Origin of the sequence: Steroidobacter sp. (genome assembly GCF_036402275.1) — a bacterium.
Lineage (GTDB): Bacteria > Pseudomonadota > Gammaproteobacteria > Steroidobacterales > Steroidobacteraceae > Steroidobacter.
Genome location: NZ_DASWTF010000034.1, coordinates 18,246 through 41,716 on the forward strand (window position 1 = coordinate 18,246; position 23,471 = coordinate 41,716).

General features: G+C 62.7%; 21 protein-coding genes and 1 pseudogene. 9 read left to right on the plus strand and 13 right to left on the minus strand.

Going from position 1 to position 23,471, the window contains the following annotated elements:
- Window positions 1-138: 138 nt before the first annotated feature.
- Complete coding sequence (locus VGD45_RS17955; RefSeq protein ID WP_331156714.1) at window positions 139-1,077, plus strand: hypothetical protein; 939 nt, start codon at window positions 139-141, stop codon at window positions 1,075-1,077.
- A gap of 243 nt (window positions 1,078-1,320) precedes the next feature.
- Window positions 1,321-2,952 carry a discoidin domain-containing protein gene (locus VGD45_RS17960; protein ID WP_331156715.1) on the plus strand — a complete coding sequence of 544 codons (1,632 nt, stop codon included), beginning with the start codon at window positions 1,321-1,323 and terminating at the stop codon, window positions 2,950-2,952.
- Window positions 2,953-2,974: 22 nt separating this feature from the next.
- Here the strand turns inward: VGD45_RS17960 and VGD45_RS17965 are convergent, their stop codons facing one another.
- Genes VGD45_RS17965 through VGD45_RS17975 form a run of 3 tightly spaced genes read right to left on the minus strand, consistent with a single transcriptional unit; the run spans window position 2,975 to window position 5,776 of the window.
- Window positions 2,975-3,892: a recombination-associated protein RdgC gene (locus VGD45_RS17965; protein WP_331156716.1), complete on the minus strand. Its 918-nt coding sequence runs from the start codon at window positions 3,890-3,892 to the stop codon at window positions 2,975-2,977.
- Complete coding sequence (locus tag VGD45_RS17970; RefSeq protein ID WP_331156717.1) at window positions 3,831-5,045, minus strand: S-adenosylmethionine:tRNA ribosyltransferase-isomerase; 1,215 nt, start codon at window positions 5,043-5,045, stop codon at window positions 3,831-3,833. Before VGD45_RS17970 ends, VGD45_RS17965 begins: the two co-directional genes overlap by 62 nt.
- Entirely contained in the window at window positions 5,042-5,776 is a 735-nt protein-coding gene (locus tag VGD45_RS17975; protein ID WP_331156718.1) for an SDR family oxidoreductase, read from the minus strand. The genes VGD45_RS17970 and VGD45_RS17975 overlap by 4 nt, the downstream gene beginning before the upstream one ends.
- Window positions 5,777-5,925: 149 nt before the next feature.
- Between VGD45_RS17975 and VGD45_RS17980 the strand changes: the two genes are divergently transcribed.
- The gene (locus VGD45_RS17980; protein ID WP_331156719.1) at window positions 5,926-6,495 is read left to right on the plus strand and encodes an XRE family transcriptional regulator; all 570 of its coding nucleotides are present in this window, start codon (window positions 5,926-5,928) and stop codon (window positions 6,493-6,495) included.
- Window positions 6,496-6,857: 362 nt separating this feature from the next.
- Here VGD45_RS17980 and VGD45_RS17985 read toward each other — a convergent pair whose 3' ends face one another.
- Window positions 6,858-7,868 carry an NADP-dependent oxidoreductase gene (locus VGD45_RS17985; protein WP_331156720.1) on the minus strand — a complete coding sequence of 337 codons (1,011 nt, stop codon included), beginning with the start codon at window positions 7,866-7,868 and terminating at the stop codon, window positions 6,858-6,860.
- An 82-nt stretch (window positions 7,869-7,950) separates the two neighbouring features.
- Entirely contained in the window at window positions 7,951-8,523 is a 573-nt protein-coding gene (locus VGD45_RS17990) for a DUF3617 domain-containing protein (protein WP_331156721.1), read from the minus strand.
- Between the two features lie 95 nt (window positions 8,524-8,618).
- Between VGD45_RS17990 and ligD the strand changes: the two genes are divergently transcribed.
- Genes ligD through VGD45_RS18005 form a run of 3 tightly spaced genes read left to right on the plus strand, consistent with a single transcriptional unit; the run spans window position 8,619 to window position 12,496 of the window.
- Window positions 8,619-11,456 carry a DNA ligase D gene (gene ligD / locus VGD45_RS17995; protein ID WP_331156722.1) on the plus strand — a complete coding sequence of 946 codons (2,838 nt, stop codon included), beginning with the start codon at window positions 8,619-8,621 and terminating at the stop codon, window positions 11,454-11,456.
- A gap of 9 nt (window positions 11,457-11,465) precedes the next feature.
- The gene (locus VGD45_RS18000) at window positions 11,466-12,299 is read left to right on the plus strand and encodes a CAP domain-containing protein (RefSeq protein WP_331156723.1); all 834 of its coding nucleotides are present in this window, start codon (window positions 11,466-11,468) and stop codon (window positions 12,297-12,299) included.
- Complete coding sequence (locus VGD45_RS18005; RefSeq protein ID WP_331156724.1) at window positions 12,296-12,496, plus strand: DUF3565 domain-containing protein; 201 nt, start codon at window positions 12,296-12,298, stop codon at window positions 12,494-12,496. Before VGD45_RS18000 ends, VGD45_RS18005 begins: the two co-directional genes overlap by 4 nt.
- 74 nt (window positions 12,497-12,570) lie before the next feature.
- Here the strand turns inward: VGD45_RS18005 and VGD45_RS18010 are convergent, their stop codons facing one another.
- Entirely contained in the window at window positions 12,571-13,470 is a 900-nt protein-coding gene (locus VGD45_RS18010; RefSeq protein WP_331156725.1) for a hypothetical protein, read from the minus strand.
- 374 nt (window positions 13,471-13,844) lie between these two features.
- Window positions 13,845-15,149, minus strand: coding sequence for a S8 family serine peptidase (locus tag VGD45_RS18015; RefSeq protein WP_331156726.1), 1,305 nt, complete (start codon window positions 15,147-15,149; stop codon window positions 13,845-13,847).
- Between the two features lie 120 nt (window positions 15,150-15,269).
- Between VGD45_RS18015 and VGD45_RS18020 the strand changes: the two genes are divergently transcribed.
- The 3 genes from VGD45_RS18020 to VGD45_RS18030 all read left to right on the plus strand — a co-directional run bounded on the left by VGD45_RS18020 (window position 15,270) and on the right by VGD45_RS18030 (window position 18,119).
- Window positions 15,270-15,776 carry an RNA polymerase sigma factor gene (locus VGD45_RS18020; RefSeq protein WP_331156727.1) on the plus strand — a complete coding sequence of 169 codons (507 nt, stop codon included), beginning with the start codon at window positions 15,270-15,272 and terminating at the stop codon, window positions 15,774-15,776.
- Window positions 15,777-15,785: 9 nt separating this feature from the next.
- Entirely contained in the window at window positions 15,786-16,535 is a 750-nt protein-coding gene (locus tag VGD45_RS18025) for a hypothetical protein (RefSeq protein ID WP_331156728.1), read from the plus strand.
- Window positions 16,536-16,610: 75 nt separating this feature from the next.
- Window positions 16,611-18,119 (plus strand): phospholipase D-like domain-containing protein, encoded by a 1,509-nt coding sequence (locus VGD45_RS18030; protein WP_331156729.1) that lies wholly within the window; start codon window positions 16,611-16,613, stop codon window positions 18,117-18,119.
- A gap of 165 nt (window positions 18,120-18,284) precedes the next feature.
- Here the strand turns inward: VGD45_RS18030 and VGD45_RS34385 are convergent.
- From VGD45_RS34385 to VGD45_RS18060, 6 genes and pseudogenes are all read right to left on the minus strand, one after another.
- Window positions 18,285-18,659: pseudogene (locus VGD45_RS34385) on the minus strand (thermonuclease family protein); the annotation flags it as partial.
- Entirely contained in the window at window positions 18,659-19,321 is a 663-nt protein-coding gene (locus tag VGD45_RS18040; protein ID WP_331156731.1) for an ABC-type transport auxiliary lipoprotein family protein, read from the minus strand. The pseudogene VGD45_RS34385 and the gene VGD45_RS18040, both read right to left, overlap by 1 nt.
- Before the next feature lie 8 nt (window positions 19,322-19,329).
- The gene (locus tag VGD45_RS18045; protein ID WP_331156732.1) at window positions 19,330-20,265 is read right to left on the minus strand and encodes an MlaD family protein; all 936 of its coding nucleotides are present in this window, start codon (window positions 20,263-20,265) and stop codon (window positions 19,330-19,332) included.
- 2 nt (window positions 20,266-20,267) lie between these two features.
- Window positions 20,268-21,068, minus strand: coding sequence for an ABC transporter ATP-binding protein (locus VGD45_RS18050; protein ID WP_331156733.1), 801 nt, complete (start codon window positions 21,066-21,068; stop codon window positions 20,268-20,270).
- Window positions 21,069-21,070: 2 nt separating this feature from the next.
- Window positions 21,071-22,177 (minus strand): MlaE family lipid ABC transporter permease subunit, encoded by a 1,107-nt coding sequence (locus VGD45_RS18055; protein WP_331156734.1) that lies wholly within the window; start codon window positions 22,175-22,177, stop codon window positions 21,071-21,073.
- A gap of 153 nt (window positions 22,178-22,330) precedes the next feature.
- Complete coding sequence (locus VGD45_RS18060; protein ID WP_331156735.1) at window positions 22,331-23,467, minus strand: IS481 family transposase; 1,137 nt, start codon at window positions 23,465-23,467, stop codon at window positions 22,331-22,333.
- Between the last annotated feature and the right edge of the window lie 4 nt (window positions 23,468-23,471).

A 23,471-nucleotide genomic window follows, 5' to 3' on the forward strand; every position in this document is an offset into this window, starting at 1 on the left:
GGCCTTGCCAGCAACTACCGGTGAACGGCGGATCGATGCCGGTAAGCGCACCGGCTTTGAGGCAAGGTTTGCGGCGTCGCCTGTCTGCGACCCCAAGGCTGGCACATCGCCCATCGGGCATTGTTAAGATCCGTGCCCATGAAACGGTCATCACGGAACAGTTGGGCTCGCTCATGGCCCTTGCTCGGGTTGCTGCTTTCAGCCTGCGCCAGCTCGCCGCCTGAACGCGGCGCGAGCACCCCTGCCGCGGCGGACAGCAACGACGTGGACCAGGTAGCCGCCACGGCGCTCGCGCTTTGGGGTACGAACGCCGCCAACAATGGCTCGCAAGCCTTGTCGCAGATCCGGCGAGCGGCCGATGCCGCGCCGGAGCGCCCCGACATTCAGTGGCTTCACTTGCGAATCTGCATCGAAGTGCCCGGATGCGAACCGCAATCCGTCGAGACTCGTATGCGCAAGCTCGCTCCGAATAATGGAGTTGTATGGCTGGGTCCGCTCGCGCGGGCACAGCAGCGTGGCGACGCGCGAGCTGAAGAACAGATTCTCGATGCGATGACCAAGGCGACTCAGTTCGACGTTTACTGGACGACGCTGATCGCACGCCTCGCTCCTCCTTTGAGCCGCACGCCCGTCGGCACGTCGGTCGCCCAGCCCCTGCCCACGCCGTTGACCAATGCGATGAATTCGACGGTCGAGTGGCTGTCGGCGTTGGATACTTCCGCGTTCAAAGCCTTGAGCACCGCGTGTGACGAACAGCATGTGCGCGAGCCCGCGACACGAGCACGTTGTGAACAGATTTCTCAGGCGCTGCAGAAGAGCGACACGACGCTGGCCGAGGGCATCGGGCTTGGCATCGCCCAGCGCTTGACTGTGCCGGATTCCGCCAGCGCGCTGCAGGTGACGCAGAAGGTGCAGACCTTGCGTCACTTGAATCAGTCCTCGGGCGCGGTGGTCGCCGCTCAGGTGGAGAAAGAGAAGTTTTCGGAGCAGATGTTGAAGCTGATGGCGCAGCTCAAAAAAGAACAGGATGTTTCTCGCGCCATTCTGCGCTGGGCAGGCCAGCCGCTCACGCCCTGATTCATCTCGGTGCAAGTCTGGCGTCCCCTGGCAGCGACGTCAGACGTCTGCCCTCAGTCAATTGCGAAGTTTCTCTCAGCTGCATTCGCGGAGTCGTGACGATGTCGGGCATGCCGATGTAGTCGATATGCTCGACGCGCGCCCGCCACACCGGCGGCGCGGATGTCACGGGTAAATATTACCCGAAAAACAATCCCAACCAACGACTCTCACACGGAGCACCGAGTGGCACTGAGATCATGCTTGCTTGTCTTCTCAACGTTCCTCTGCGCGTTTAGCGCTCACGCCCAGGATCAGTTCAAAGGCCTCGGTTTTTTCATGGGCGATCCCACGCCCAGCAAAGCGGAGCCCCGCTATGACGCATTCGTGCGACAGGTGAAGCAGCGGCCGAACTCCACCAACGTCTTCATCGATTATCACGAGCCGATCTGGAGCTCGGGCGCCTACGATGCTCAATGGAGCAGAAATGCAGCCTGGCACGCGGGCGAGCTGGCGTTGTTGTGCTCGGCGGAGTATCTGAATCGGTTGGACGCCGAAGGTCGCCCGAACATCACTCCGCTGATCAGTGTCGGCTTGACCGACGATCATCACGCCTATCGTCTCAACCTGTCGCCGAGCGATCCGAACTACGGCAAGTACAGCGAGGCGGCGGCGGTGCGAATGATGCAGGACATCGCAAACGGCAAGTACGATCGCGACGATCCGGCGACAGGCCGGCATCGCGTCTGGCCGGCAATTCTCGATTCCTTCCGCAAGCAGGGCTTCCGCAAGCTTTACCTGCGCATCGGCTGGGAACAGAACGGCGATTGGTATGGCTGGCAGGTGCGTAGCGAGGCGACGAGAGCTGCGTATATCGCGGCATGGCGACATGTGGCCACGCTGGCGCACAACTACGCGATTGCTCACGGCATGACCATCCAGACTGTGTGGAGCCCGACGGCCTCGTACACGAACGACGGCATCCCGGAGGCGAACAGTTATCCCGGCGACAGTTACGTCGACGTCATCGCGCCCACCGCTTACAGCCCGATATGGAACGCGACTCGCTCGCCGGACGGCACGGCTTATTACGATTGGGGCAGCGGACGGAATGTTTCGTTGTCGCAATGGCTCGCCAATCCCGTGAACCGCCGCAAGATCTGGGACTATCCGGCCGCGGATTACTGGAACCCGAAGCGAGGCTGGGGTATTCCTGCCGCGATCTCGTTTGCTATCAGTCACGGCAAGCCTTTCGGTTTCTCGGAAGCTGGCACCGGAAATGCGGGCGTGACCACGCGGGGCGGCGGACCTATCGACGAAGGTTCTTATCCCATCTATCTCGCGCAGCGACTCGCGGCGGCAACAAAGCAAGGCCTGCAACTGCGAATGGTTGAAATCTGGGCGCAGCCTTCGGGCAGCGATGACGCGACGTTCCTAAGCGGATTGCGGCCGCTCGAGGCCACCGGCTGGAAAGAATTCGGCGGCATCATGGCGGCCGTCCAGGCGCAGAAGAATGTCGCCAAGGGCAAGCGTGCGTATGCCAAATCCACCCAGAGCGGCTTGCCTGCCTCCTATGTATCGGACGGCAACACCTCGACCCGGTGGGCCAGCGTAGCGGGCGATGACAAACAATGGATCTATGTCGACCTGGGCCAGCGCTATCCGATTTCGCGCGTGCGCCTCTCTTGGGATGCCTCGTATGCATCCGAATACACGATCCAGACGCTGACCAGCGGTACGACCTGGAGCACCATCTACAAGACGACCGCTGGAAATGGCGGCGTGGACGATATCAGCAGGCTGTCCGGCTTGGGTCGCTACGTCCGCGTCTTCGCCCACAAGCGCGGCACGCAGCTTAAGAACTATTCGCTGCGCGAGATCGAGATCTACCCGTAACGGAGAAATCCCGGCGGCTGCGTTACGCAGCCGCCGCTTGTTTCTGTTCGGGAGCGCCGAGCGCTTCGGTCAGGTCTTTGAGCAGTTGCGCGAGGTCGCCCGTCATCAGGGTGAAGTCGATGTCGAACTGCTCGGCGGGGTTGCTCGATTCGCCATCGGCCGGCTTGTCCTTCTCGACCAGCAGGAACTCGATCTTTTTCACGTGCAGCTTCTCGTTCAGCACGAACGAGACGCGATCCTTCCAGGTGAGACCGAGGCGCGTGGCGTACATGCCGCCGGAAATCTGCGCGCGGATTTCCTTGCCGTCCAGCGGGTGGCGGACATAGCGAATCGTCGGTTTGCTCTGATCCGCAGCCTGCAACTCGCAATCGTCGTCGATGGTGAAGAACGTCGGCGCATCGCCGAGCATCAGCCACGCAGTCAATGCCGACGAAGGTGAGCGCTCGGTCTCCAGCAGCGTGACCTGCAAGCTGCCCAGGGTATTGCGCAGCGTCTCGACCAGATCTTCCGCCTTCGCTTCGCTGGACGCATTGACGACCAGAAAGCGATTGACGGGGTCGATCCACGCGTGTGTCACGGTCTTGCGCGTCAGCGCGCGGCCGCGAAGTTCCTCGGTGACGCGCATCTTGAGCTCGCGCATCTGCCGACGGCCGACGGGATAGCCCTGCTCCTTGGCCATCTCCTTGGCGCGCTCGGTGGCCACCTGCCGGATCACGGAGCCGGGCAGTAACTTCTGATCCACGCCGTACGCGATCAGGTGCTGGCCGTTAACCGTATGGACGTAACGCTCCAGGTCGCTGGAGAACACCCAGCCCTTGCTCTGCATATCGAAGCTGCCGCATGGCAGGAGCTGCCGCGCGGCCAGTTTGTCTTCCAGCTCAGTCGCGGAGACAGACCAATCCTCGGGCAGGCGATAGACAATGAGATTCTTGAACCACATGGGCGGACGCCGGCGGAAAACCGCGGAGTATACGTGGCGCAGCCGGCCCGACCAGTCCTTGCATTTCCGGAAAAACTCGTGCAGCGGGCGGGCGGCCGGCGGGGCGTGAATAACGGCGGCTATCGCGTTCAATCAGCACGGAATCGCCGAATTCGTGGGTGCGGTAGCCAGCGCTGTTCAGGGCGTCATCTGCGCGGCCGAGCACGGCTTTGTCGGTGAACGCTTGCAGCAACTCGTAGTGGCTCGTGCCCGGCTCGTGCGTACCCGACAGAATCACGTCGACGACGCGCAGTTGCGTCTGCGCCCCAATCCGGATATTCGCGACGCTCTCGCCTGCCGCCACAGAGCCGAACGTCGCGGCGCTGTGCTCCAGTGCTCGCACAACGGTCGTGCCGATGGCGATGATGCGACGGTCTTCGCAAAGCGCAGCTGCGATCGCCTCCTCCGTGGCCACAGGGATTCGGTACGGCTCGTCGAAGGGCAGCATGCGGTCTAGCTCCTCGTCGCCAGTGGAAGAGATACCGGCCGCGTGAGTCAGGGTCGCGAACTCGATGTCACGAGCTTCAAACGCCGCGAGCATCTGCCAATCCAGCGCGAATCCGGCCGACGGCGGCTCGTACGCCACGGGCTCACCCGCGATGGCAGTCCACACGTCCCAGAGCGCCAACGGCTCGCTCAGGTGCGCGTATTGAATCGGACGTCCGTGCGTGGCCAGCCCTCGCCACAACTCATCCGCCTCGCCTTCGAAACGCAGCGAAATCAATCTTGGATGATCGAGAACGCGTTCGATGCGCGCCGTGAGCGAGCCGAGCTTCAGCTCATCATTCGGCTGAAACGCGGGCGGCGGAGGACGGTCTTCTGTGCGCGTGTGATAGTCGCCTGCACCGAACACGACCGCGATGAAGCGCTGCGCGTCGCGAGCTGCGAGCGACGGTTTTCCGGCGAGTCGTACTTCGACGCTACGTCCAGTTCGAACGTGTACGCCATGCAAGCTCGCCGGCAAGGTTGCCGCGTCATTCGCGATGACCAGATCGCCGGGCCGCAGAAACTCCGTCAGTTGAGCGCGGGGCGCGTGGCGAATGGCGCCGCGCTCATCGATATACAACAGGCGCGCGGTCGGCGGACGTTGAACGGGACGATCGGCTGGAATCATGAGGCATACCTCAATGCCGGCCGGGCCGGCAGCAAGTCACAAATCGTTTCCGCCAGCTCATGCGCGGCCTGCGCCGGTGGCTTGAGCGTGGCTGGATCGGCATCGGGCAACGCGGCCGCATGCATGGGTGTGTCCATGTCGCCCGGATCGAGCGCGATGAATTTCACGCCTTGCGCCGACAGCTCTTCGTTCCAAATGCGTGTCATGTGCGCGAGCGCCGCCTTGCTTGCTCCATAAGCGCCCCATTGTGGGTACGCGTTGACAGCGGCATCGCTGGAAATGTTCAGCACCACTGCGCCCTTGCCTTCACGTGCCGAAGCGGCGAGCGAACCGAGTAGCGCTTTGGTCAATCGAAACGGGCCGAGCACGTTCGTGACCAGCGCGCGTTCGAAGTCTTCGCATTGCGTGTCACCGAGCAGCGCAAGCGGCACAGGACCGAGATCGGATGCGTTGTTGACGAGCACATCCAGCCCTCCGAGCCGGCCCGTGACTTGAAGTGCGATACGATGAATGTCGTGTTTGTTTGCCACGTCACCGACGATGCCGTATGCGGACTCTTCCGCCGCCACCGCTGTGACACGCGCATGTGTGCGAGCGACCAGAGCAACCTGTGCTCCGCGTCGCGTGAGCTCTTTCACCAGCGCCAGGCCGAGGCCGGACGTGCCGCCGGTGATCGCGACTCGCACGCCATGTAGATGACGTCGAGAATCGAGCTGTCGTTGCGTTTGCATAAGGTCTCCTTCGATGACAGCATCTTAGAGACCTTCTTTTCGCAACCAAGCGCCGTGTCCAACGTATTGGCAAACGGTTTCCACCCTGGACATCATGAGCCTGTGCGTCGTTGAGCGCTTGTTGATTAGTGCTGTGAATTGGACCCTCCATGGACAAGCCCGAACTCGTCGCCGAACACCTCGCGCGCAATCTGGTTGCGTTTCGCCAGGTGCGCAATCTCACGCAAGGCGCTCTGGCCAAGAGCGCCGATGTTCCGCGCTCGACGATTGCCAATCTCGAGTCGAGCAACGGCAATCCGTCGCTCACCGTGCTGGTCAAGGTTGCCAATGCGTTGGACGTGCCTCTCGATGAGCTACTCGCCTCGCCCCGAGCGAAGGTGCGCAAGTGGTCACGAGATGAGTTGGCAACGCAGAGCGCTGGCCGAGGGATCACCATTCGATCGCTGATCCCGGAGCGGGTGCCCGATGAGGTACTCAACGTCATGGACTTCGCGCCCGGCGCGTCGATGCGAGGCTCGCCTCACTTGCCGGGCACGCGCGAGTTCTTTACGTGTCTGTCAGGGCACGTGACCATCTTCGTCGCCGGCGACCGCTTCGACCTCGCCGCCGGCGATGTGCTGGCGTTTCCGGGCAATGTGCCGCATTCGTATCGAAATACGGACGCGAACCGGCCCGCGCAGGGCGTGTCAGCCGTGTTGTTGGCGCGCGCCGGTGTATAACGCCGCCGCAGGGTTTTTCGTTCAAGAACGATAAACTTTTTGTTTCGCCTGCGGTGGGGTTTGGGAAGAAGAGGCGTCGGTGGCTCGCGCCGTCCGAGGTGACCTCCCTCCTTCCGGCACCGTGCTCCCCCTCAGTCGCGCTATCGCGCGACGTCGTCGGGTCCCGTCCCTGGGCGCCCTTGGCCGAAAAGGTCCCTCTTTCTCGACAATGCCGGAAGAAGGGCGGTCACCTCGAACGTCGCCTGAACGTGCGTTGCACATTCAGGAACAGCTCGCCGTAGGCGAAATAGAAATTAAACATACATTTCTGAAGAAGCGACCGCGGTAGCGGCCGATGACTTATCGGGCGGCGAAGCCGCAATTCAACCGTCGGCGACTTTCAGGATTAGCTTGCCGAAGTTTTCGCCGCTGAATAGCTTGAGCAGCGTCTCCGGGAATGTTTCCAAGCCGTCGACGATGTCTTCGCGGGTCTTGAGCTGGCCTGCTTTGTACCAGCCCGCCATTTCGCGACCCGCCTCTGCGTAGCGATCGGCGTAATCGAACACCACCATGCCCGTCATGCTGGCGCGATTCACCAGCAGCGACAGGTAGTTCGCCGGGCCTTTGACCCCGGTCGTGCTGTTGTACTGTGAGATCGCGCCGCAGATGATGATCCGCGCCTTGCGCGCCAGCTGTGTGAGCACGATATCGAGAATGTCGCCGCCGACGTTGTCGAAATAAACATCGACGCCCTTGGGACAAGGCTGGCGCAGCGCCTTTTTCACATCTTCGGCTTTGTAATCGATGGCCGCATCGAACCCGAGCGATTGCGTCAGGTAATCGCACTTCGCCTTCCCGCCGGCGATGCCCACCACGCGACACCCTTTGATCTTCGCAATCTGTCCGACTACCGTGCCGACCGCGCCGGCAGCGCCTGAAACAACCACCGTCTCGCCCGGCTGCGGCTTGCCGATGTCGAGCAATCCGAAATACGCCGTCATGCCCGGCATGCCGAACGTGCCGAGATATACCGGCAGCGGCGCAACGCTAGGATCGACCTTGGTGAGTCCCTTCCCATCGAGCGTGGCGTATTCCTGAACGCCGAGGCTGCCCGACACGAAATCGCCCGCGCTGAACTTGGGATGCCTGGACTCGATGACCTTTCCGACGCCACCGGCGCGCATGACTTCGCCGAGCTGCACGGGTGCAATGTATGACTTGCCCTCGTTCATCCAGCCACGCATTGCCGGATCGAGCGACAGATACAACGTCTTCACCAGGACTTCGTTATCGCCGGGCGCACGCGCCGGCTCTTCGACGTAATTGAAGTCACTGCGCTTGACCGCGCCGACAGGTCGGGCTGCCAGACGGAACTGATGATTCGTGAAAGTCATACTGCCTCCGAGCATCGATGCCGGAGGCAAGCATAAGGGATGCGCACGTAAAAACTAGCGGCCCATGCTACCGCAGAGAGGATTACCGCTCCGAAATTTCCTCGGTGCTTTCCTCGTCGTCATCCATGTCGTCGCTATCGTCCTCGTCGCCGCAGTCCGGTCCCAGCCAGCGGCCCTTGATATTGCCCTTCAAGGTGAATGCCTCCGGGCCTTCGCCGGTGGTCAGATCCAGATCGCCCGTCATGGTCTCCGGCGTCGGCGTGGTCACGCGAAACAGGCCGGTGCCCTTGATCTTGCCCGTGCACACCATGCGGATTTCCTGACTGTTGCGTGTCGTGCGCACCACGGTCTGCTTGCAGTCTTCGGAGCTTGCGGACTGGAACGGCCTGTCCAGATCCTCCTGCGTGATGCACTCGCTGCTGACTTCCTCTTCCGGCTCTTCGGCGGCGGCAGCCTCGAGATCCGCGATCATTTTGGCGCGCTGCTCGGGCGTCATCTTGTCCGTCAGCTCCTTCGGCAGCGGCGGAATGCCGCTGAAGCGCATGATGGAGGTCATTTCCCACAAGCCCAGCTTGACGTTGAGCTTCTCGGCCCCGGCGGCGCTCAGCGCGGTCAGCAAAAGAGCCGCAACAGCGATCGTTTTCGGGATATTCATCGTTTTCTCTGTCGGTTCTCTAACGAAGGAACGTGGCGCGGATCCACGGCGTTCCGGCATACCACCGGCGCGATTTTTCACCGCAGAGGTGTGATGTGGCAACTCGAAAGCTCTCCCGCTATCGCGCGATGCGCGACTTCACCAAGACGGCCGAACCGAGCGGCCGGCAGAAAGTGGCCAAGTCGCCGCAACTGCGTTTCGTCGTTCAGAAGCACGCCGCGACCCGCCTGCATTACGACTTGCGCCTCGAGCTCGGCGGCGTCTTCAAATCCTGGGCGGTCACGCGCGGGCCGTCGTTGAATCCTCAGGACAAGCGCCTGGCGGTGGAAGTCGAAGATCACCCGCTGGATTACGGCGACTTTGAAGGCACCATCCCGAAGGGCCAATACGGCGGAGGTACAGTACAACTTTGGGATCGCGGCTACTGGCGACCGATCGGCGATCGCTCGCCCGAAGAACAGTTGAAGCGTGGCGAGCTCAAATTCGAGATGGCCGGGACTCGTTTGAACGGCAGCTTCGTGATCGTGCGCATGAAGAACGATCGTTACGGCGGTAAGCGCACCAACTGGTTGTTGATCAAACATCGCGACCGGTTTGCGGTCGACGCCGCAGCGATGGAAGAGCTGATGGAGGAAGATCGCTCGGTGGCCTCGGCCCGGCCCATGGCCGATATCGAGGCCGGGAAGGGACGTTCGCCCAAACCGTTCATGCTCAAGAAGGCCGGCAAGGCGAACGCGGTGTGGCACTCGAACCGTGGCTCGGATGAAGACACCTCGTCAACCCAACGAACTGCGGCGACCAGAGCCACCGTGGCAACCAAGCGAGCTCCCCGCAAAACGGCAAGCGCTTCGACCAAAACACGCGCGCGCGCAAAGAAAGCCTCCGGCAGGCACGCGCGACTACCTGACTTCATCGAGCCCGAGCTGTGCAAACCCATCGACCGCCCGCCCGGCGGCGCGGGCTGGGGACATGAGGTCAAGTTCGACGGCTATCGCCTGCAACTGCGCATCGCTAACGGCGATGTGACTTTGAAGACACGCAAAGGTCTGGATTGGACAGAGAAGTTTCAGTCCATCGCCGATGCGGCTCGTGAGTTTCCCAACGCCATCATCGATGGCGAAGTCGCCGCGCTGGACGATAACGGCTCGCCCGACTTCGCGGCCCTGCAAGCGGCGCTGTCCGAAGGACGCACCGAGGACCTGATTTTTTTCGCCTTCGATTTGATGTACAGCGACGACGGCGATCGTCGCTCGCTACCGCTCCGCGACCGCAAGGCCGAGCTCAAGGCGTACCTGGAGGAGCAGCAACAAGACAGCACCACGCTGATTCGTTATGTCGAGCATTTCGAGACAGCGGGCGACGCCGTGTTGCAGTCGGCGTGTCGCATGAATCTGGAAGGCATCATTTCCAAGCGACTGGATTCGGCGTATCGCTCGGGCCGCGTCGGCGACTGGACCAAGGCGAAATGTCGCGCCGGGCAGGAAGTTGTCATTGGCGGTTGGACGCAGACGGACGGGCACTTCCGCTCGCTGCTGGTCGGCGTGAACCGTGACGGTCATTTGGTGCATGTCGGCCGGGTCGGCACGGGGTTCGGCGGCGACAAGCTGGCGACGCTGTGGCCCAAGCTGAAAAAGCTGGAAACCAAGGAGAATCCCTTCGGCGGCAAAACGGCGCCGCGCAAAGGCGCGGACGTGCACTGGGCCAAACCGAAGCTGGTGGCCGAGATCGAGTTCGCCGGATGGACTGGCGGCGGCAATGTGCGTCAGGCCGCTTTCAAAGGCTTGCGCATGGATAAGACGGCGAGTGAGATCGTCGCGGAGACGCCGGCGCCTGCTGAAGAAGTCGATGTCGTCGAACCGAAGCCGAAAGCCGTTGCTGGTAAAACGGCAAAGAAACATTCCTCCGCCAGAACGAGCAAGTCTGCGAGCAATGGCTCCAACGTCGTCATGGGCGTGCCGATTTCCAGTGCGGACAAGCCGCTGTGGCCTGACGCCAACGACGGCCGCCCGGTGACCAAGCTCGACCTCGCTCGTTATTACGAAGAGATGGGCGAGTGGATCATGCCGCACATCAAAGGCCGGCCGTGTTCCGTGATTCGAGCGCCGGACGGCATCGGCAAGGAACGTTTCTTCCAGCGCCATGCCATGCAAGGCACGTCGAACCTGATCACGATGGTGAAGGTGTTCGGCGATCACAAACCCTATCTGCAGATCGATCGTGTCGAAGCGCTCGCGGCTATCGCGCAAACCGCGGGCATGGAGTTGCACCCGTGGAATTGCCAGCCCGACAAACCGGAGACGCCCGGTCGTCTGGTGTTCGATCTGGATCCAGGGCCGGATGTTCCGTTCACGGCGGTCATCAACGCCGCGAAGGAGATCAAGGAACGCCTTGAAGCGTTGGGACTGGTGGCGTTCTGCAAGACCACCGGAGGCAAGGGATTGCATGTGGTCACGCCGCTCGCCGACTTCAAGAACAATCGCTTGAAGTGGCCCGAGGCCAAGGCTTTCGCGCAAGGCGTGTGCGTGCGCATGGCCGAGGACAATCCCGATCTGTACGTCGTGAACATGTCGAAGAAGCAGCGCGGCGGTCGCATCTTCCTCGACTATCTCCGCAACGATCGAATGTCGACTGCGGTGGCGCCGCTGTCGCCACGCATGCGTGAAGGCGCGACTGTGTCCATGCTGGTGAACTGGTCGCAGGTGAAAGCCGGTCTCGATCCGACGCGCTACACCATGCGCACGGCCGCGAGCTACGTAGGTAAGGCCACCGAGTGGCAGGATTACTGCGAGGCGGAGCGGCCGCTGCAAGATGCGATACGTAAGTTCGTCCAGGGCGATCGTTCCATGGGCGCATCGAAACGGTCCCGGAAGACAACCGCTCGCAGCCGCGCGAACCATCGGCGGCACTCGAATCATTCGCATGCGGTGACGTAACATCGACGCATGAGAAAGACTGCGAGCGCCTCGATCGCCCTGTGCTGTGCATGGATTGCGCTGCCGGCGTTGGCGGGCATCGGTGATGATTTGAATCAGATACGGCGCAAGGGTTGCGACGGACGGCCGGGCGTCGCGCAACCGTTGCGTTCGAATCGTGATCTCGATGCAGCCGCGCGCGAGTGGTCCAAAGGCGGGCGGCTGAGCGATGCGATGGAGCGATCCGAGTATCGACACACGGAGTCGGCTTCGATGCGGCTCGAAGGATCGAGCGATCGCAACGCCATTCTGAAAGTGCTGCGGGAAAATTACTGCGACACCATCACCGATGCGAACTTCAAGGATATCGGTGTGTATCAGCGAGGCGATGCTTTGTGGATCGTCGTCGCGGCGCCGTTCGTCACGCCTGCGGTGAAGGACTCTGCACAGGTGAGTCAAAAGGCTTTAACGCTCGTGAATGCCGCGCGCGCCAAGGCTCGCAAGTGTGGCCGCTCGTCGTTCGATGCTGTTCCGCCGCTGAAATTGTCGGCTGGCTTGAATCGGGCGGCGCTGATTCATAGCCAGGACATGGCCAACAAAGATTTCTTCGAGCACAAAGGCTCGGATGGCAGCAAGGTGAGTGACCGCGTGACCCGCGTCGGTTACACATGGCGCACGGTTGGCGAAAATATCGCCGTCGGCGCACAGACGCCGGAGGCCGTCGTTCAAGGGTGGCTCACGAGTCCTGGCCATTGCGTCAACATCATGAGCCCGGGGTTCACCGACATGGGCATCGCCTTCGTCGTCGATCCCAAGAGCGAGGCGGGCATCTACTGGACCCAGGTGTTCGCGACACCACGATGAAACGCAAGATCGTTTCGTTTCACCAGGATGAAGAGCAGCACTGGGTGGCGCGGCTCGACTGCGGTCACGATCAGCACGTTCGTCACAACCCGCCTTGGACCAATCGGCCGTGGGTGGTCACGCCCGAGGGACGCGCGGCGGCCGTTGGCCTCGAACTGGACTGCAAGAAATGCGATGAGGGTCGGCCGCCGGATTGACTCGTCCCGCTGAATAAAAAAGCGCCGAGGATTTCTCCTCGGCGCCTTTGGTGCACTTTCGAACAGGCTTTTGGTTACTTCCGCGAAGCGCTCACTGAACCACCGCCCTCAGCCGACACACCACTGCGCGAAGCCGAGGCCGATCCATTCGCACCGCCCCCCACATCCAACCCACGCGACGGCTTAGCAGTGCTCTCGGTCTGCGCCGGCTCAGCGGTGTCCTTCGCCTTGCTCGCACCGATCAGACCAGAGCTCGCGCTGCTCGACTGCGTCGCGCTGCTGGCGTTAGACGCGCTCAGCAAGCTGGAGCCGGTCGTCCCATTCGACGCGCCCAGCAGACCAGCGCTCGAACCTGCCTTGCTTGGCTCGCTATCCTTCGCGGGCTGTGAAGCCTGCTGAGTTGCGTTAGAAACATTCGCGGCCTCGCCGCCAGCGAGCTTGCTCGGCTCGACGCTCGGCAGATCCGTCTGGGGCACGGCGCCACCACTCAGCGCACCACTGCCCGCGCCTTGCGCGGTGCCGGCGAGGTTGACGCCGTCGCGACTCACACCGGAGGTCGCAGATCCAGCCACATCGGCAGCGCCTTCGATCTGCACGTCGTTGATCGCGGTCGCGGCCGTTGCAGCGGCGGCCGAAGCGGTGGCCGTGGCCGCTTGACGCGTCTCGCCAACTTTCGCGCGGGTCTCATCGACCTTCGCAGTCGTGCGATCACGCACGTTGTCCGTGGTGTTGCGCATTCGATTCGTTGCTCGCTCCGTCGTATCGCGAGTCGTCCGACGCAGCGTGCTCGTGTCGAGATCGGCGCCAACCGAACCGTGCAAGGCGCCCTGCGAGCTCATGCTCATATCGCGCATTCCGCCGGTCAGTCCGCCACCCAAGCCACCACCCACACCGCCCAGCACCTGCGCATTCACAGCGGCGCAATTCAAAGCGGCAGCCATCGCAACACCGATCAGCATGGAACGAGTCTTCATGGGGTCACTCCTATCGGCAGCAGCCAATCTGCCGCCTTTGATAGGAGTACGAAGCCACTCGCCGATTTCTTCCAACACCCGCGAAATTTTTTACTTGACGTAATCGGACCCGAACCGGCCCGCTCAGGACGGACAGCCCCAATTTGGAGCCGGACGGGTTCAGCAGTCTGAAACCCGCACCCCACCTAAAGGCAGCGGCAGGGTCGGGTATGTCCTCGCCGGCAATTGGGACCAGCAGGGACGCTGGCCCAATAGCGCTACAGGGAGGTACAAGCAGGCGACACGCGAATAGCGTGGCGAGGCGGGTGCAGCGGTGCCGGGGAGGACATACCCGGCCCTGGCGCTGCCAGCCACCGAGGCCAATCCGCAGAAGCTTATCGCGATGCTATCTGTTCGGACGGACGAAGGTCGTTGCCGACGAGGCCGTTGCCATAAACCTTATCCAAACCGCGCGCCCCCAGGTCCGTGGCCTGCGCAACGAGCGCAGAGACGGCCGCGTCGGCCTGATCTTTACTAATGACGCTCAGCTGCCGAGCCAACAACCCAGCCACAATGGGCGCGGCGAAGGACGTGCCGCGAACGACGCCGAAGGGCGACTCGATGCCGGCGGCGGACATGTTGGCGCCCGGGGCGGAGAAGTCGACGTGTTTGCCGCGACAGGCTTCGACGAGTACGCGCTGTTTGGCATCGACGCCGGTCACGGCGACGACAGAGGGATAGGCGGCAGGGAATAAAGGCGGTGCGCTTGGTCCGTCGTTGCCAACGGCAGCGACAACGACGTGGCCCCGCGTGGTCACAACGCGAATGATCTGTTCAAGAAGAACGTTCGCCGGCCCGACCAAACTGATATTGATCACCGGCACCTTCTCGCGCGACATCCAAGCGAACGCCTCAGCGACTGAATCCACAGCGCCGCCTGTGGCCAGCCCGCAGTAAACATCGGCAGCAAACAACTCGGCGCCGGGCGCGGCGCCATGAAACACATCGCTCTGTCCGACCAGCAACGACGCCACCGCTGTGGCATGCGCACTCGGGATAGGTCCCGCGCACCCATGCTCGTGCACAGTCACACCGCTGAAGACAGGGTGCGAGCGCTGCACGCCGCCGTCGATCAAGCCAATCTTATGTGTAGTAAGAGCAGCCCCGCGATCCGGCGCGGCCGCGCCGGCCGGGGCCGCAGGCGACGCAGCGACCTCGCCGCTCTCCAGATACACATGGTTGTAATCGTAAGTCCCTTCCGGATCCTCACGACGCAGCCGCTCCAACGCACGACGAGTGGACATCCCCGAGGGCGCTTGCAGGACGACGATGGTGACATCGAGCCCTTCCAACGTCCGCGTCCGCCCAATCCCAAAACCTGCCGCCCGCGCCCGATCGAGCGCCGCCTGGGTGGGTGACAGCGCAACGACTTCGTTGCGAACGATGGGCGCGCCCCGCGGGTCCGATTCCAAAACGGTCCGATTGGTCCGGAGCAGATTCCGAATCCGCACCTGCCGCAGCTCGCTCAGCCGACGCGGGTCCGCCTGGTCGAGCACGCCATTGACGGTTCGGTTCAACGAATCGGTCGGCAACCCAGGCAGATTGGGCACCTGCACGGGCAGGCCAACCTGCGCGCGCGCCGAGCCGGCTGCCGCAAGCAGCAGGATCGCGCAGACATGGATGAACTTAGTCGGGAACATAAGTACGCTCGCCCATCAGCATATACGGCCCGCGCGCCGAAATCCTTCCGCGCCGACCTGAAAATCGAGGCACAATTATTTGCACGACCCGGGAATAAAACCCGCCTCGGACTCGTATTCATGAGCGAGACACCGGCCAACACGACGACCTCTTTGCAGCAAGTCCGCCAGCACATCGTGGCGCTGCTGCCTCGACTCCGCCGTTTCGGCCGCGCCATCACACGGAATGCGGCGGACGCGGACGATCTGGTGCAGATCTCGATCGAACGCGCCCTGCTGCGCCATGAGCAGTGGCGGCCCGAATCGCCTTTTCATAGCTGGATGTTCGGCATCATGCGCAACGCCTGGATCGACGAAGCTCGCGCCCGCACCCGCCGGGGACAAATGCTCGCTCCGGAAGAAGCGGGCCTGGACGTCGGCGACAACGCGAGCGAGGCCCAGCAGCGCCTGTTGTCCGTACAAAAGGCGATGGCTTCGCTGCCCGACGAGCAGCGGCTGGCCGTGGCGCTGGTGCTGATCGAGGGCCTTTCTTACAAGGAAGCGGCCGAAGCGCTGGAGGTGCCGATAGGGACATTGACCAGCCGGCTCGCCCGCGGCCGCGAGGCGCTGCAGAAGCAGTTGGAGTGAAGGTGGACCATGCAGTTCTCCGATGAAACCCTGATGGCGTACGCCGACGGCGAGGTCGACGCCGATCTGCGACGTCAGATCGAAGCCGCGATGGCGCTGGACCCTTCCATCGCCGAGCGCGTCGCCAAGCATCGCAGCCTGCGCGCGGATCTCGGCGCCGCCTTCAACGGCGTGCTCGACGAGCCGATGCCCGCTCGTTTGCTCGATGCCGCCGCCGCGACGCCTGCCTCCAAGGCGGCAACCGTGACCGATCTGAATGCGGCGCGCGCCGCCAAGCAGCGCGCCGGGCAGCCAAAATCACGCTGGTCCTGGCCGGAATGGGGCGCCATTGCAGCCAGCCTGGTCATCGGCATCCTCGCGGGACGCACGGCCCTGCAACCTTCGCAATCCGATTTGTTTGCAAGCACCGAGGCCGGCATCGTCGCGCGTGGCGAATTATCCGCCGCGCTCACCGATCAGCTCGGAAACGCCGCAAAGGATGCAGACGTTCACATCGGTCTGACGTTCCGGGACAAGGGCGGGCAATATTGCCGCACATTCGCCACAGCCTCCGCCGCGGGCTTCGCCTGCAGAGAAGCGAACGCCTGGAAAGTGCGCGCATTAAGTGAAGGCGCCGCCGATCAACAAGGTGGCGAATATCGCATGGCAGGCACGGCGCTGCCGCCCGCGATTCTCACGGCCGTCGAAGACAGCATGGCGGGCGAAGCGTTGGATCGTGAACAGGAGCAGGCCGCGCGCGCTCGCGATTGGAAGAAGTAATCACGCGCGATTCATGTTGCTGAAACCAGCACTGGTCTGCAGCGCCGCGGGCCCGCTGCCACTACAATTCGGCGCATGGATCCCGAGCTCCAAGAAGAACCGGTTCCGCGCCGGCGGTTTCAGAAACGTTGGCTCTGGTGGGCGTTCCTCGCCTGGTGGGGCCTGGTCGCGGGTTGGAACGTCATCAAGCCCATGCCGCCCGGCGCCGATGTGAGCTCACCTCTCGTCACGACCGAGGCGAGCAACGTCCAGTTTCTGTATGACTTGACCACGACCGAACCCACAACGGGTGCAGACGTGCGCGAGCAGCGCATCTTCGATGAGGTGTTCGCCATCATCGACGGAGCGCAATCGTTCATCATCGCCGACTTCTTCCTGCTCAACGACATGATGGGCGCAGAATCAGGCGTGCATCGACCTCTCAGTCGCGAGCTCGCCGATCGCCTGCTGGCTCGCAAAGCGGCGCGTCCCGATCTGACGGTGCTGCTGATTACCGATCCGATCAACGATATCTACGGCGGCATGCCGTCAAAGCTGCTCAACGAGCTACGCGCCGGTGGCATCGACGTCGTGAGCACGGATCTCGACAAGCTGCGCGATTCGAATCCGGCGTACTCGGCGGTGTGGCGCATGTTCCTGCAGTGGTGGGGCAACGCTCCGGACGGCGGCTCCATGATGAACCCGTTTGCTCCCCCGGGCAGCGCGCCCATCACGTTGCGCAGCTGGCTAGCGCTGGCAAACTTCAAAGCGAATCATCGCAAGCTGATCGTCGCCGACCGTGCCGACGGCAGCCTGAATGGCCTGGTCACGTCAGCGAATCCGCACGATGGCAGCAGCTCGCATTCGAACGTGGCAGCGCGTTTCAACGGCGAGCTCGCTCAGCACATCGTCAACAGCGAGATGGCCGTGGCCAGATTCTCCGGCTGGAAAGGTCACATCTATGCGACATCGCCCAGCCAGCCCGCGACGACCCAGCCCGCGGATCCCGTGCAGTTGCAGTTCCTGACCGAGCAATCGATTCGCGATCATCTGCTCGGCGCGATCGACACCACGCGCAACGGCGACGCGGTGAGCATCGCGACGTTTTATCTTTCGGATCGGAAAATCGTGAAGGCCCTGTTGCGCTCGGCGTCGCGCGGCGTGAAGGTCCGATTGATACTGGACCCGAATCGCGACGCCTTCGGACGCCAGAAGGATGGCGTACCGAACCGGCCGGTCGCTTCCGAGCTGGTTCAGCGTAGCGATGAGAAAATCGAGGTGCGCTGGTACCGCACGCACGGCGAGCAGTTTCATACCAAGCTGGCGCTGGTCACGCATGGCGACCGGCTGATCGCATCGTTGGGCTCGGCGAATCTCACGCGCCGAAACATCGGCAACTACAATCTGGAAGCCAACGTCGCGCTCGAGCTGAGCGCGAAGTCATCGCTGGGCATTGAGCTGGTCAGCTATTTCGACCGGCTGTGGAATAACGACGGTCCGCCCGGCACCAACTTCACCGCCGCGTACGGCGCCTGGCGCGACGACGATACCGGCCGCTATTGGCGTTATCGGCTGATGGAAGCTACTGGCCTGAGCACCTTCTAAAGCGAACGAAAAATCGTCCGCCGCCGCGACTGAAGTCCGCTTGGCGTTCTTCTGACGCTGCTGATATCGGTACTGCCAGGGCGGCGTGCGATCTTTGACGGGCAATGCCCATAGGCCGCGTCGACTGGTGCGCGCCGCCTCTTCCAGCTCGATCAACGAGCGATCGTGGACGGTGCGCCGATAGACCCAAACGTGTCCATCGCGCACCAGCGCTTTGGCAACGTCGAGCCGATCCGGCTCACGAAACACCCGCACGACCTTGCGGCCATAGCGGTCGGTATCGACCACGTCGACGAACACTTGTCGATCGCCGATGAGCTCGATGAGCGCCGTGCGCGCGCTGTTGCCGTAAGGCTGATTTTTCTCGGGCGCGTCGATGTCCTGCAGTCGAACGTCGACATCCCTGCCCTTCGCCGGCCTCACGATAAAGCTATCGCCGTCGAATATTTTTCTGACCGTGCCCGAGAAGTCACGGTCATCCGCCTGGGCAGCAGTGAACAACAGCAGGCACAAGCCCGCCAGTGACAATCGTCGCACCATCACTCGGGACTGGTTTGATCGCTTTCGCCACGCGCCTTGCGCAGCGTCGGCTGGTCGGCGGCAACCGCGACGGCCATTTGTTGCGCCAGGTCCAAGGCGACTTTTTGTGCGGCGGACTCGAATGCCGCCGCGACTTCGGCCATGCGTTCTTCGCGCGCCGCCACTCGGGCATTGCTGCTGACAGTCGTCACCAGCTTACGGTCGACCACGCGGATGAGCCGACCGATGATCATTACATGCGCCTCCGGAATCGGGCCGTTCAAGTAATCGGCCTCGAAGTTGCGCACTTCGATATCGAGCATGTAATCGTTCGCGACGCGCGCCTGCTCGGCGGTGACGCTGCGAAACAGCTGCTGATCGTTGAGACTGCTGACCAGCATGCTCTGCACGACCTCGACCGTGCGGCCGCCCCAGCGCACGCCACGGTAGTAATCGAGCTGCCGCCCCTTGAGCACGGCGATGCGTTCGGTATCGAGCCCCGGCGCGAAGTCGGGACGGCCGATGGAAACGTCCACCTGCGTGGTCGGCGCACCGGTGACCGAGCCGGCCGGCGCTGCTGCGATCACATATGCGCTGGGCACCGGCACATCGCTATCGAACAGCGAGCCGGAGCACGCGGCGCACGACAACACAGCAACCGCGCTGACGAACCCAGCTTTCATGCTTACGCTCATTGCCTGATCTCGACGCCGCTCTCCGGCGGCTCATACAGAATCTGCGACGGGTTTTCCTGCAGGCTGCGCGACAGGTCGCGGAATTCGCGCGCGGCCTGGCGCGTCTCGCGCATCAGCCGTTCCAGTTCGAACAAGCCCTGCTCGGTGAAGTTGCCGAGCTGCACCTGGCTCTGTTGCGTGAAGCGATCGACGCGCGAGGACGCTTCGGCAAGATTGTTTGCAACGTCGTTCATGCGCGCCAAGGCTTGTTTGACCTCGGGGCGGGCATCGTCGGTCATGCCTCGCAATGATTCGGAAGCGCCGTGGATCTCAGCGACCGTCGCACGCAGCTCGACAACCAGCTGCTGCACGTCCTTAGCCGTCTGCGGCATGGTGGCCATGGTGTCCCGCATGCCTTTGATCGTGTCGGCGATGCCGTTGAGATTCTCGTCCGAGACTACGCGCGACAGTCGTTCGAGCAGAGTGTTCGCGCGGCCCATCAGCTCCGGCAGGCTGGCGAGGAACGCGTCGAAGTCGGATTCGACCGCCTCGATCACCGGATAGTTTTCGCCCTGAAGCAACGGCGCGTTGCGATCCACGTCCGATGCTTCCTTGAGATTCACATACAACAAGCCGGTGACGCCTTGCAGGCCCAGGCTGGCGCGCGTCGCGGCCGAGATCGGCGCGCTCTTGTCGACTTCGACCACCACGTGGACGCGCGTGGCATCCGTCGGGTCGATGGCGAGCCGGCGCACCCGGCCCACGTCTACACCCAGGAACCGCACCGGGCTGCCGCGATCCAGACCGCTGACGGAGCCGGTGAAATAAATCTCGTAGCGCTCGTACTCGCGGCCGTCGTTGGCGTCGGTGTACCAGAGCACGAAGCCGATGCCCATCGCCACCACCAGCAGGATGAAGGCGCCGACCGCGACGTAATGAGCGTCTCGTTCCATGGCTACCGGGCGGCCTCATTGGCGGCCCCATTGCTTGAGGCCTGGGCCGCTCGGGAACGAGGGCCGTGGAAGTACTCCTGAATCCACGGATGCGGGTTCTTCATGATGCCGTCGAGCGTATCGACCACGATTTTTCTGTCAACCAGCACGGCCACGCGGTTGCAGGTGGCCAGCAGAGTATCCAGGTCGTGCGTGATCATCACGATGGTCAGCCTCAGGCCGCGATGCAGATAGGCCACCAGCTCGTCGAATCCGGCCGCGGAAATGGGGTCCAGACCGGCGGTCGGCTCGTCTAGAAACAACAGGGCGGGATCCAGCGCCAGCGCCCGAGCCAGCGCCGCGCGCTTGACCATGCCGCCGGACAGCTGCGAGGGCAGTTTCGGACCCGCGTCCACCGGCAGCCCGACCATGCGCAATCTCAGCTCGGTCAGCGCCTCCAGCGCGGCGGGAGACGCATCGAAGTACTCACGGATCGGCAGTTGAATGTTTTCCGCCACGCTCAGCGAGCTGAACAGCGCGCCGTGCTGAAAGGTCACGCCGTAACGCCGTTTGACCGACAGCAGTTCCGAGTCGCTCATCTGCGTGATATCACGACCTTCGATCAGCACTTGTCCCGACGAGGGCCGCTGCAGACCGAGCATGGTTCTGAGCAGCACCGACTTGCCGCTGCCCGAGCCGCCAACGATGCCGAGCACCTCGCCGGGCATCACATCCAGGTTGACGCCGTCGTGCACGACCTGCTGGCCGAAGCGGTTCACGACCTTGCGCACGGAAATGATCGGGGTCTGTGGGCTGGCGCTCATGCTCAGAAATCCAGCTCCACGAACACCACCGCGAACACGGCGTCGGCGAAGATCACCAGGAAGATCGATTGCACCACCGCCACGGTGGTGAGGCGGCCCAGCTCACGAGACGAATCGCGGACCTGCATGCCCCGATAGGTGCCGACCAGCGCGATCAGCATTGCAAACACGGGCGCCTTGATCAGGCCCGCCCAGAAAGTGGTCGGGGCCAGCGCGTCTTGCACCCGCGGGATGAATTGTGACAACGAAATATCCAGCAGCAGCGACGAGAGTATCGCGCCACCGGCCAGGCCCATGGCGTCGGCCACGATGGTCAGCAACGGCAACGCGATCAGCAGGCCGATCAGGCGCGGCGCCACCAGCACTTCATAGAAATCCACACCCATGGATTCGAGCGCATCGATTTCGTCATTCAGCCGCATGACGCCGATTTCGGCGGCGAACGCGCTGCCCGAACGACCGGCCACGATGATGGACGTGAGCAGCACGCCCATCTCGCGCAGGACCGAGATCGCCACCAGGTCGACAGTGAAAATCTCTGCGCCAAATTGTCGCAATTGTTGCGCGCCGAGATAGGCCACGATGACGCTGATCAGGAACGCGATCAGCGACACGATGGGAATGGCCTGGATGCCCGTCTCATATATATGTCGCGCGATCGAGGGCAGCCGCAGGTTATGGGCGCTGCGCAGGGAGCGCAGGACGGTCATGGTGATGCGGCCGAAGAATCCTACGGCGTCGCGTGTCTGCTTGGCCTGCTGAACCGCGCCCCGGCCCACCCAGACGACGGCGTCGCGCAGGGAAGCTTGAGAGTCGTCCACCGGCGCTTTGCCAGCTTTCTGTTCCAGCAGTTCGTCCAGAAAGGCGAAATGCGCCGGCCGCGGGCCGACCACTTCCATGCGGCCCCCACCCTTCTCCAGCCAATTGCGCAGCAGCCATGCGCCGGACAGATCCAATGTTTGGATACCGCTGAGATCGAGCCGGCTGTACTGCCGGTCCGCGCTCAGCTGCGCCAGCGTGGCCTCCATCTCGGGCAGATTGTCGATGCACCAGGCGCCGCACAGCTGCAGCGTCGAGCCATCGCCAGATCGTTCCGATTTGAATAGCACCGGGTCGGTTACCGTTACGCAGTTTGGACGCGCGCAAGATTAGCAGATGTCCCGCAGGGGCTAAGTACGCGGCCGAAGACCCACCCCCTAACCCCTCCCGTGTTGTATGGACCGGGGACATAGGTAACACACGTTCGAGGACATGGGTAACACCTAGGATCGAGCGCGCGGGTGGCGCAGGTCAATGGTCGCGACGCATTGATTACAGAAGAAGACCTGCCACTGAGACAACTCGGTGGTAGGTCGTAATGCAACGGGATAGCCGCGCAGGGCTTTACTGATGCGGAACCACCGGCCTTTGAAAGACAGCGCGCCATGGTCTTGCACCTGGCGCACCTGATCCCCCAGGCCATATTCGATCGCTGGCAGATGCTCTGGGAAGGCTCGCGTGCTGGGACGATAGCGCTGCGCGGGCACTTGCATCTGCAGTGATTCGTGCGGACGTTCCAGGTTGTAAATGTCGCGCCAGCGATCGAAGTGTCGCTGACAGTGGGAGAGATTGCGAAAACACTGTCGCTGAATGACTTCGACTTCCAAGGAGCGATGAAAGCGCTCGTCCTTACCCTGAGTCTGTGGGTGAAAGGGCCGAATGTGCGCGACTCGGATGCCCAGGCGGATCAACCAAACCGTCAAAGGCGTCAGCACATGCTCGGCATCCGAACCCCAAGGAGAGCCGTTGTCCATGAGCATCTGCTCGGGTAAGCCATAGCAGCGGAAGGTCGCTGTGAGCGCCTGCTGTACCGTGATTCCCCGCTCATTGCCGCACGCTCGCAAGGCCATCGAGTAGCGTGAGTGATCATCCAACACCGTGAGTGGATGACAGCGTCCGGTGCCGATCGCGAAGTGTCCCTTGAAATCCATCTGCCACAGCTCATTGGGCTGCGCCCGCTCGAAGCGTCGTAGCGGTTGATGCTTCAGCGACTCGCTCGGATCGATCAAACCGTGCCGCTTGAGGATGCCGCTGATGGTCGAGGGCGCCGGGACGTGCCGATGCCCAAGGGCGTGCAGACGATGATGAATCTTGCGGCCGCCCCAGCGACGGCGACGGCGCAGTTCGATCACCGCAGTTCGTACCGGCGCAGGTGTGCGTTTGGGAGAACGTCGCGGCCGACGCGAGCGATCCTCCAGCGCGCTCGGACCACCGTGCAAAAACCGCTCACGCCACTTGTAGCCGGTCTTGCGACTGACGCCGAAGCGCCGACACAGCTCGGCCACGTTCGCGCCCGCCTTCAGGCTCAGCAGTACAAACTCATGTCGCAGCGACATAGTAGACACCTCAGCCCAAGGCATGGCA

Coding starts and splice junctions, on each gene's coding strand:
- VGD45_RS18060 (WP_331156735.1), bottom strand. CDS start 23,467: ATGCCTTGGGCTGAGGTGTCTACTATGTCGCTGCGACATGAGTTTGTA.
- VGD45_RS17990 (WP_331156721.1), bottom strand. CDS start 8,523: ATGAATATCCCGAAAACGATCGCTGTTGCGGCTCTTTTGCTGACCGCG.
- VGD45_RS17955 (WP_331156714.1), top strand. CDS start 139: ATGAAACGGTCATCACGGAACAGTTGGGCTCGCTCATGGCCCTTGCTC.
- VGD45_RS18000 (WP_331156723.1), top strand. CDS start 11,466: ATGAGAAAGACTGCGAGCGCCTCGATCGCCCTGTGCTGTGCATGGATT.
- VGD45_RS18005 (WP_331156724.1), top strand. CDS start 12,296: ATGAAACGCAAGATCGTTTCGTTTCACCAGGATGAAGAGCAGCACTGG.
- VGD45_RS18015 (WP_331156726.1), bottom strand. CDS start 15,149: ATGTTCCCGACTAAGTTCATCCATGTCTGCGCGATCCTGCTGCTTGCG.
- VGD45_RS18010 (WP_331156725.1), bottom strand. CDS start 13,470: ATGAAGACTCGTTCCATGCTGATCGGTGTTGCGATGGCTGCCGCTTTG.
- VGD45_RS18045 (WP_331156732.1), bottom strand. CDS start 20,265: ATGGAACGAGACGCTCATTACGTCGCGGTCGGCGCCTTCATCCTGCTG.
- VGD45_RS17985 (WP_331156720.1), bottom strand. CDS start 7,868: ATGACTTTCACGAATCATCAGTTCCGTCTGGCAGCCCGACCTGTCGGC.
- VGD45_RS18020 (WP_331156727.1), top strand. CDS start 15,270: ATGAGCGAGACACCGGCCAACACGACGACCTCTTTGCAGCAAGTCCGC.
- VGD45_RS18030 (WP_331156729.1), top strand. CDS start 16,611: ATGGATCCCGAGCTCCAAGAAGAACCGGTTCCGCGCCGGCGGTTTCAG.
- VGD45_RS17975 (WP_331156718.1), bottom strand. CDS start 5,776: ATGCAAACGCAACGACAGCTCGATTCTCGACGTCATCTACATGGCGTG.
- VGD45_RS18025 (WP_331156728.1), top strand. CDS start 15,786: ATGCAGTTCTCCGATGAAACCCTGATGGCGTACGCCGACGGCGAGGTC.
- VGD45_RS17965 (WP_331156716.1), bottom strand. CDS start 3,892: ATGTGGTTCAAGAATCTCATTGTCTATCGCCTGCCCGAGGATTGGTCT.
- VGD45_RS18040 (WP_331156731.1), bottom strand. CDS start 19,321: ATGAAAGCTGGGTTCGTCAGCGCGGTTGCTGTGTTGTCGTGCGCCGCG.
- VGD45_RS18050 (WP_331156733.1), bottom strand. CDS start 21,068: ATGAGCGCCAGCCCACAGACCCCGATCATTTCCGTGCGCAAGGTCGTG.
- VGD45_RS17980 (WP_331156719.1), top strand. CDS start 5,926: ATGGACAAGCCCGAACTCGTCGCCGAACACCTCGCGCGCAATCTGGTT.
- VGD45_RS17970 (WP_331156717.1), bottom strand. CDS start 5,045: ATGATTCCAGCCGATCGTCCCGTTCAACGTCCGCCGACCGCGCGCCTG.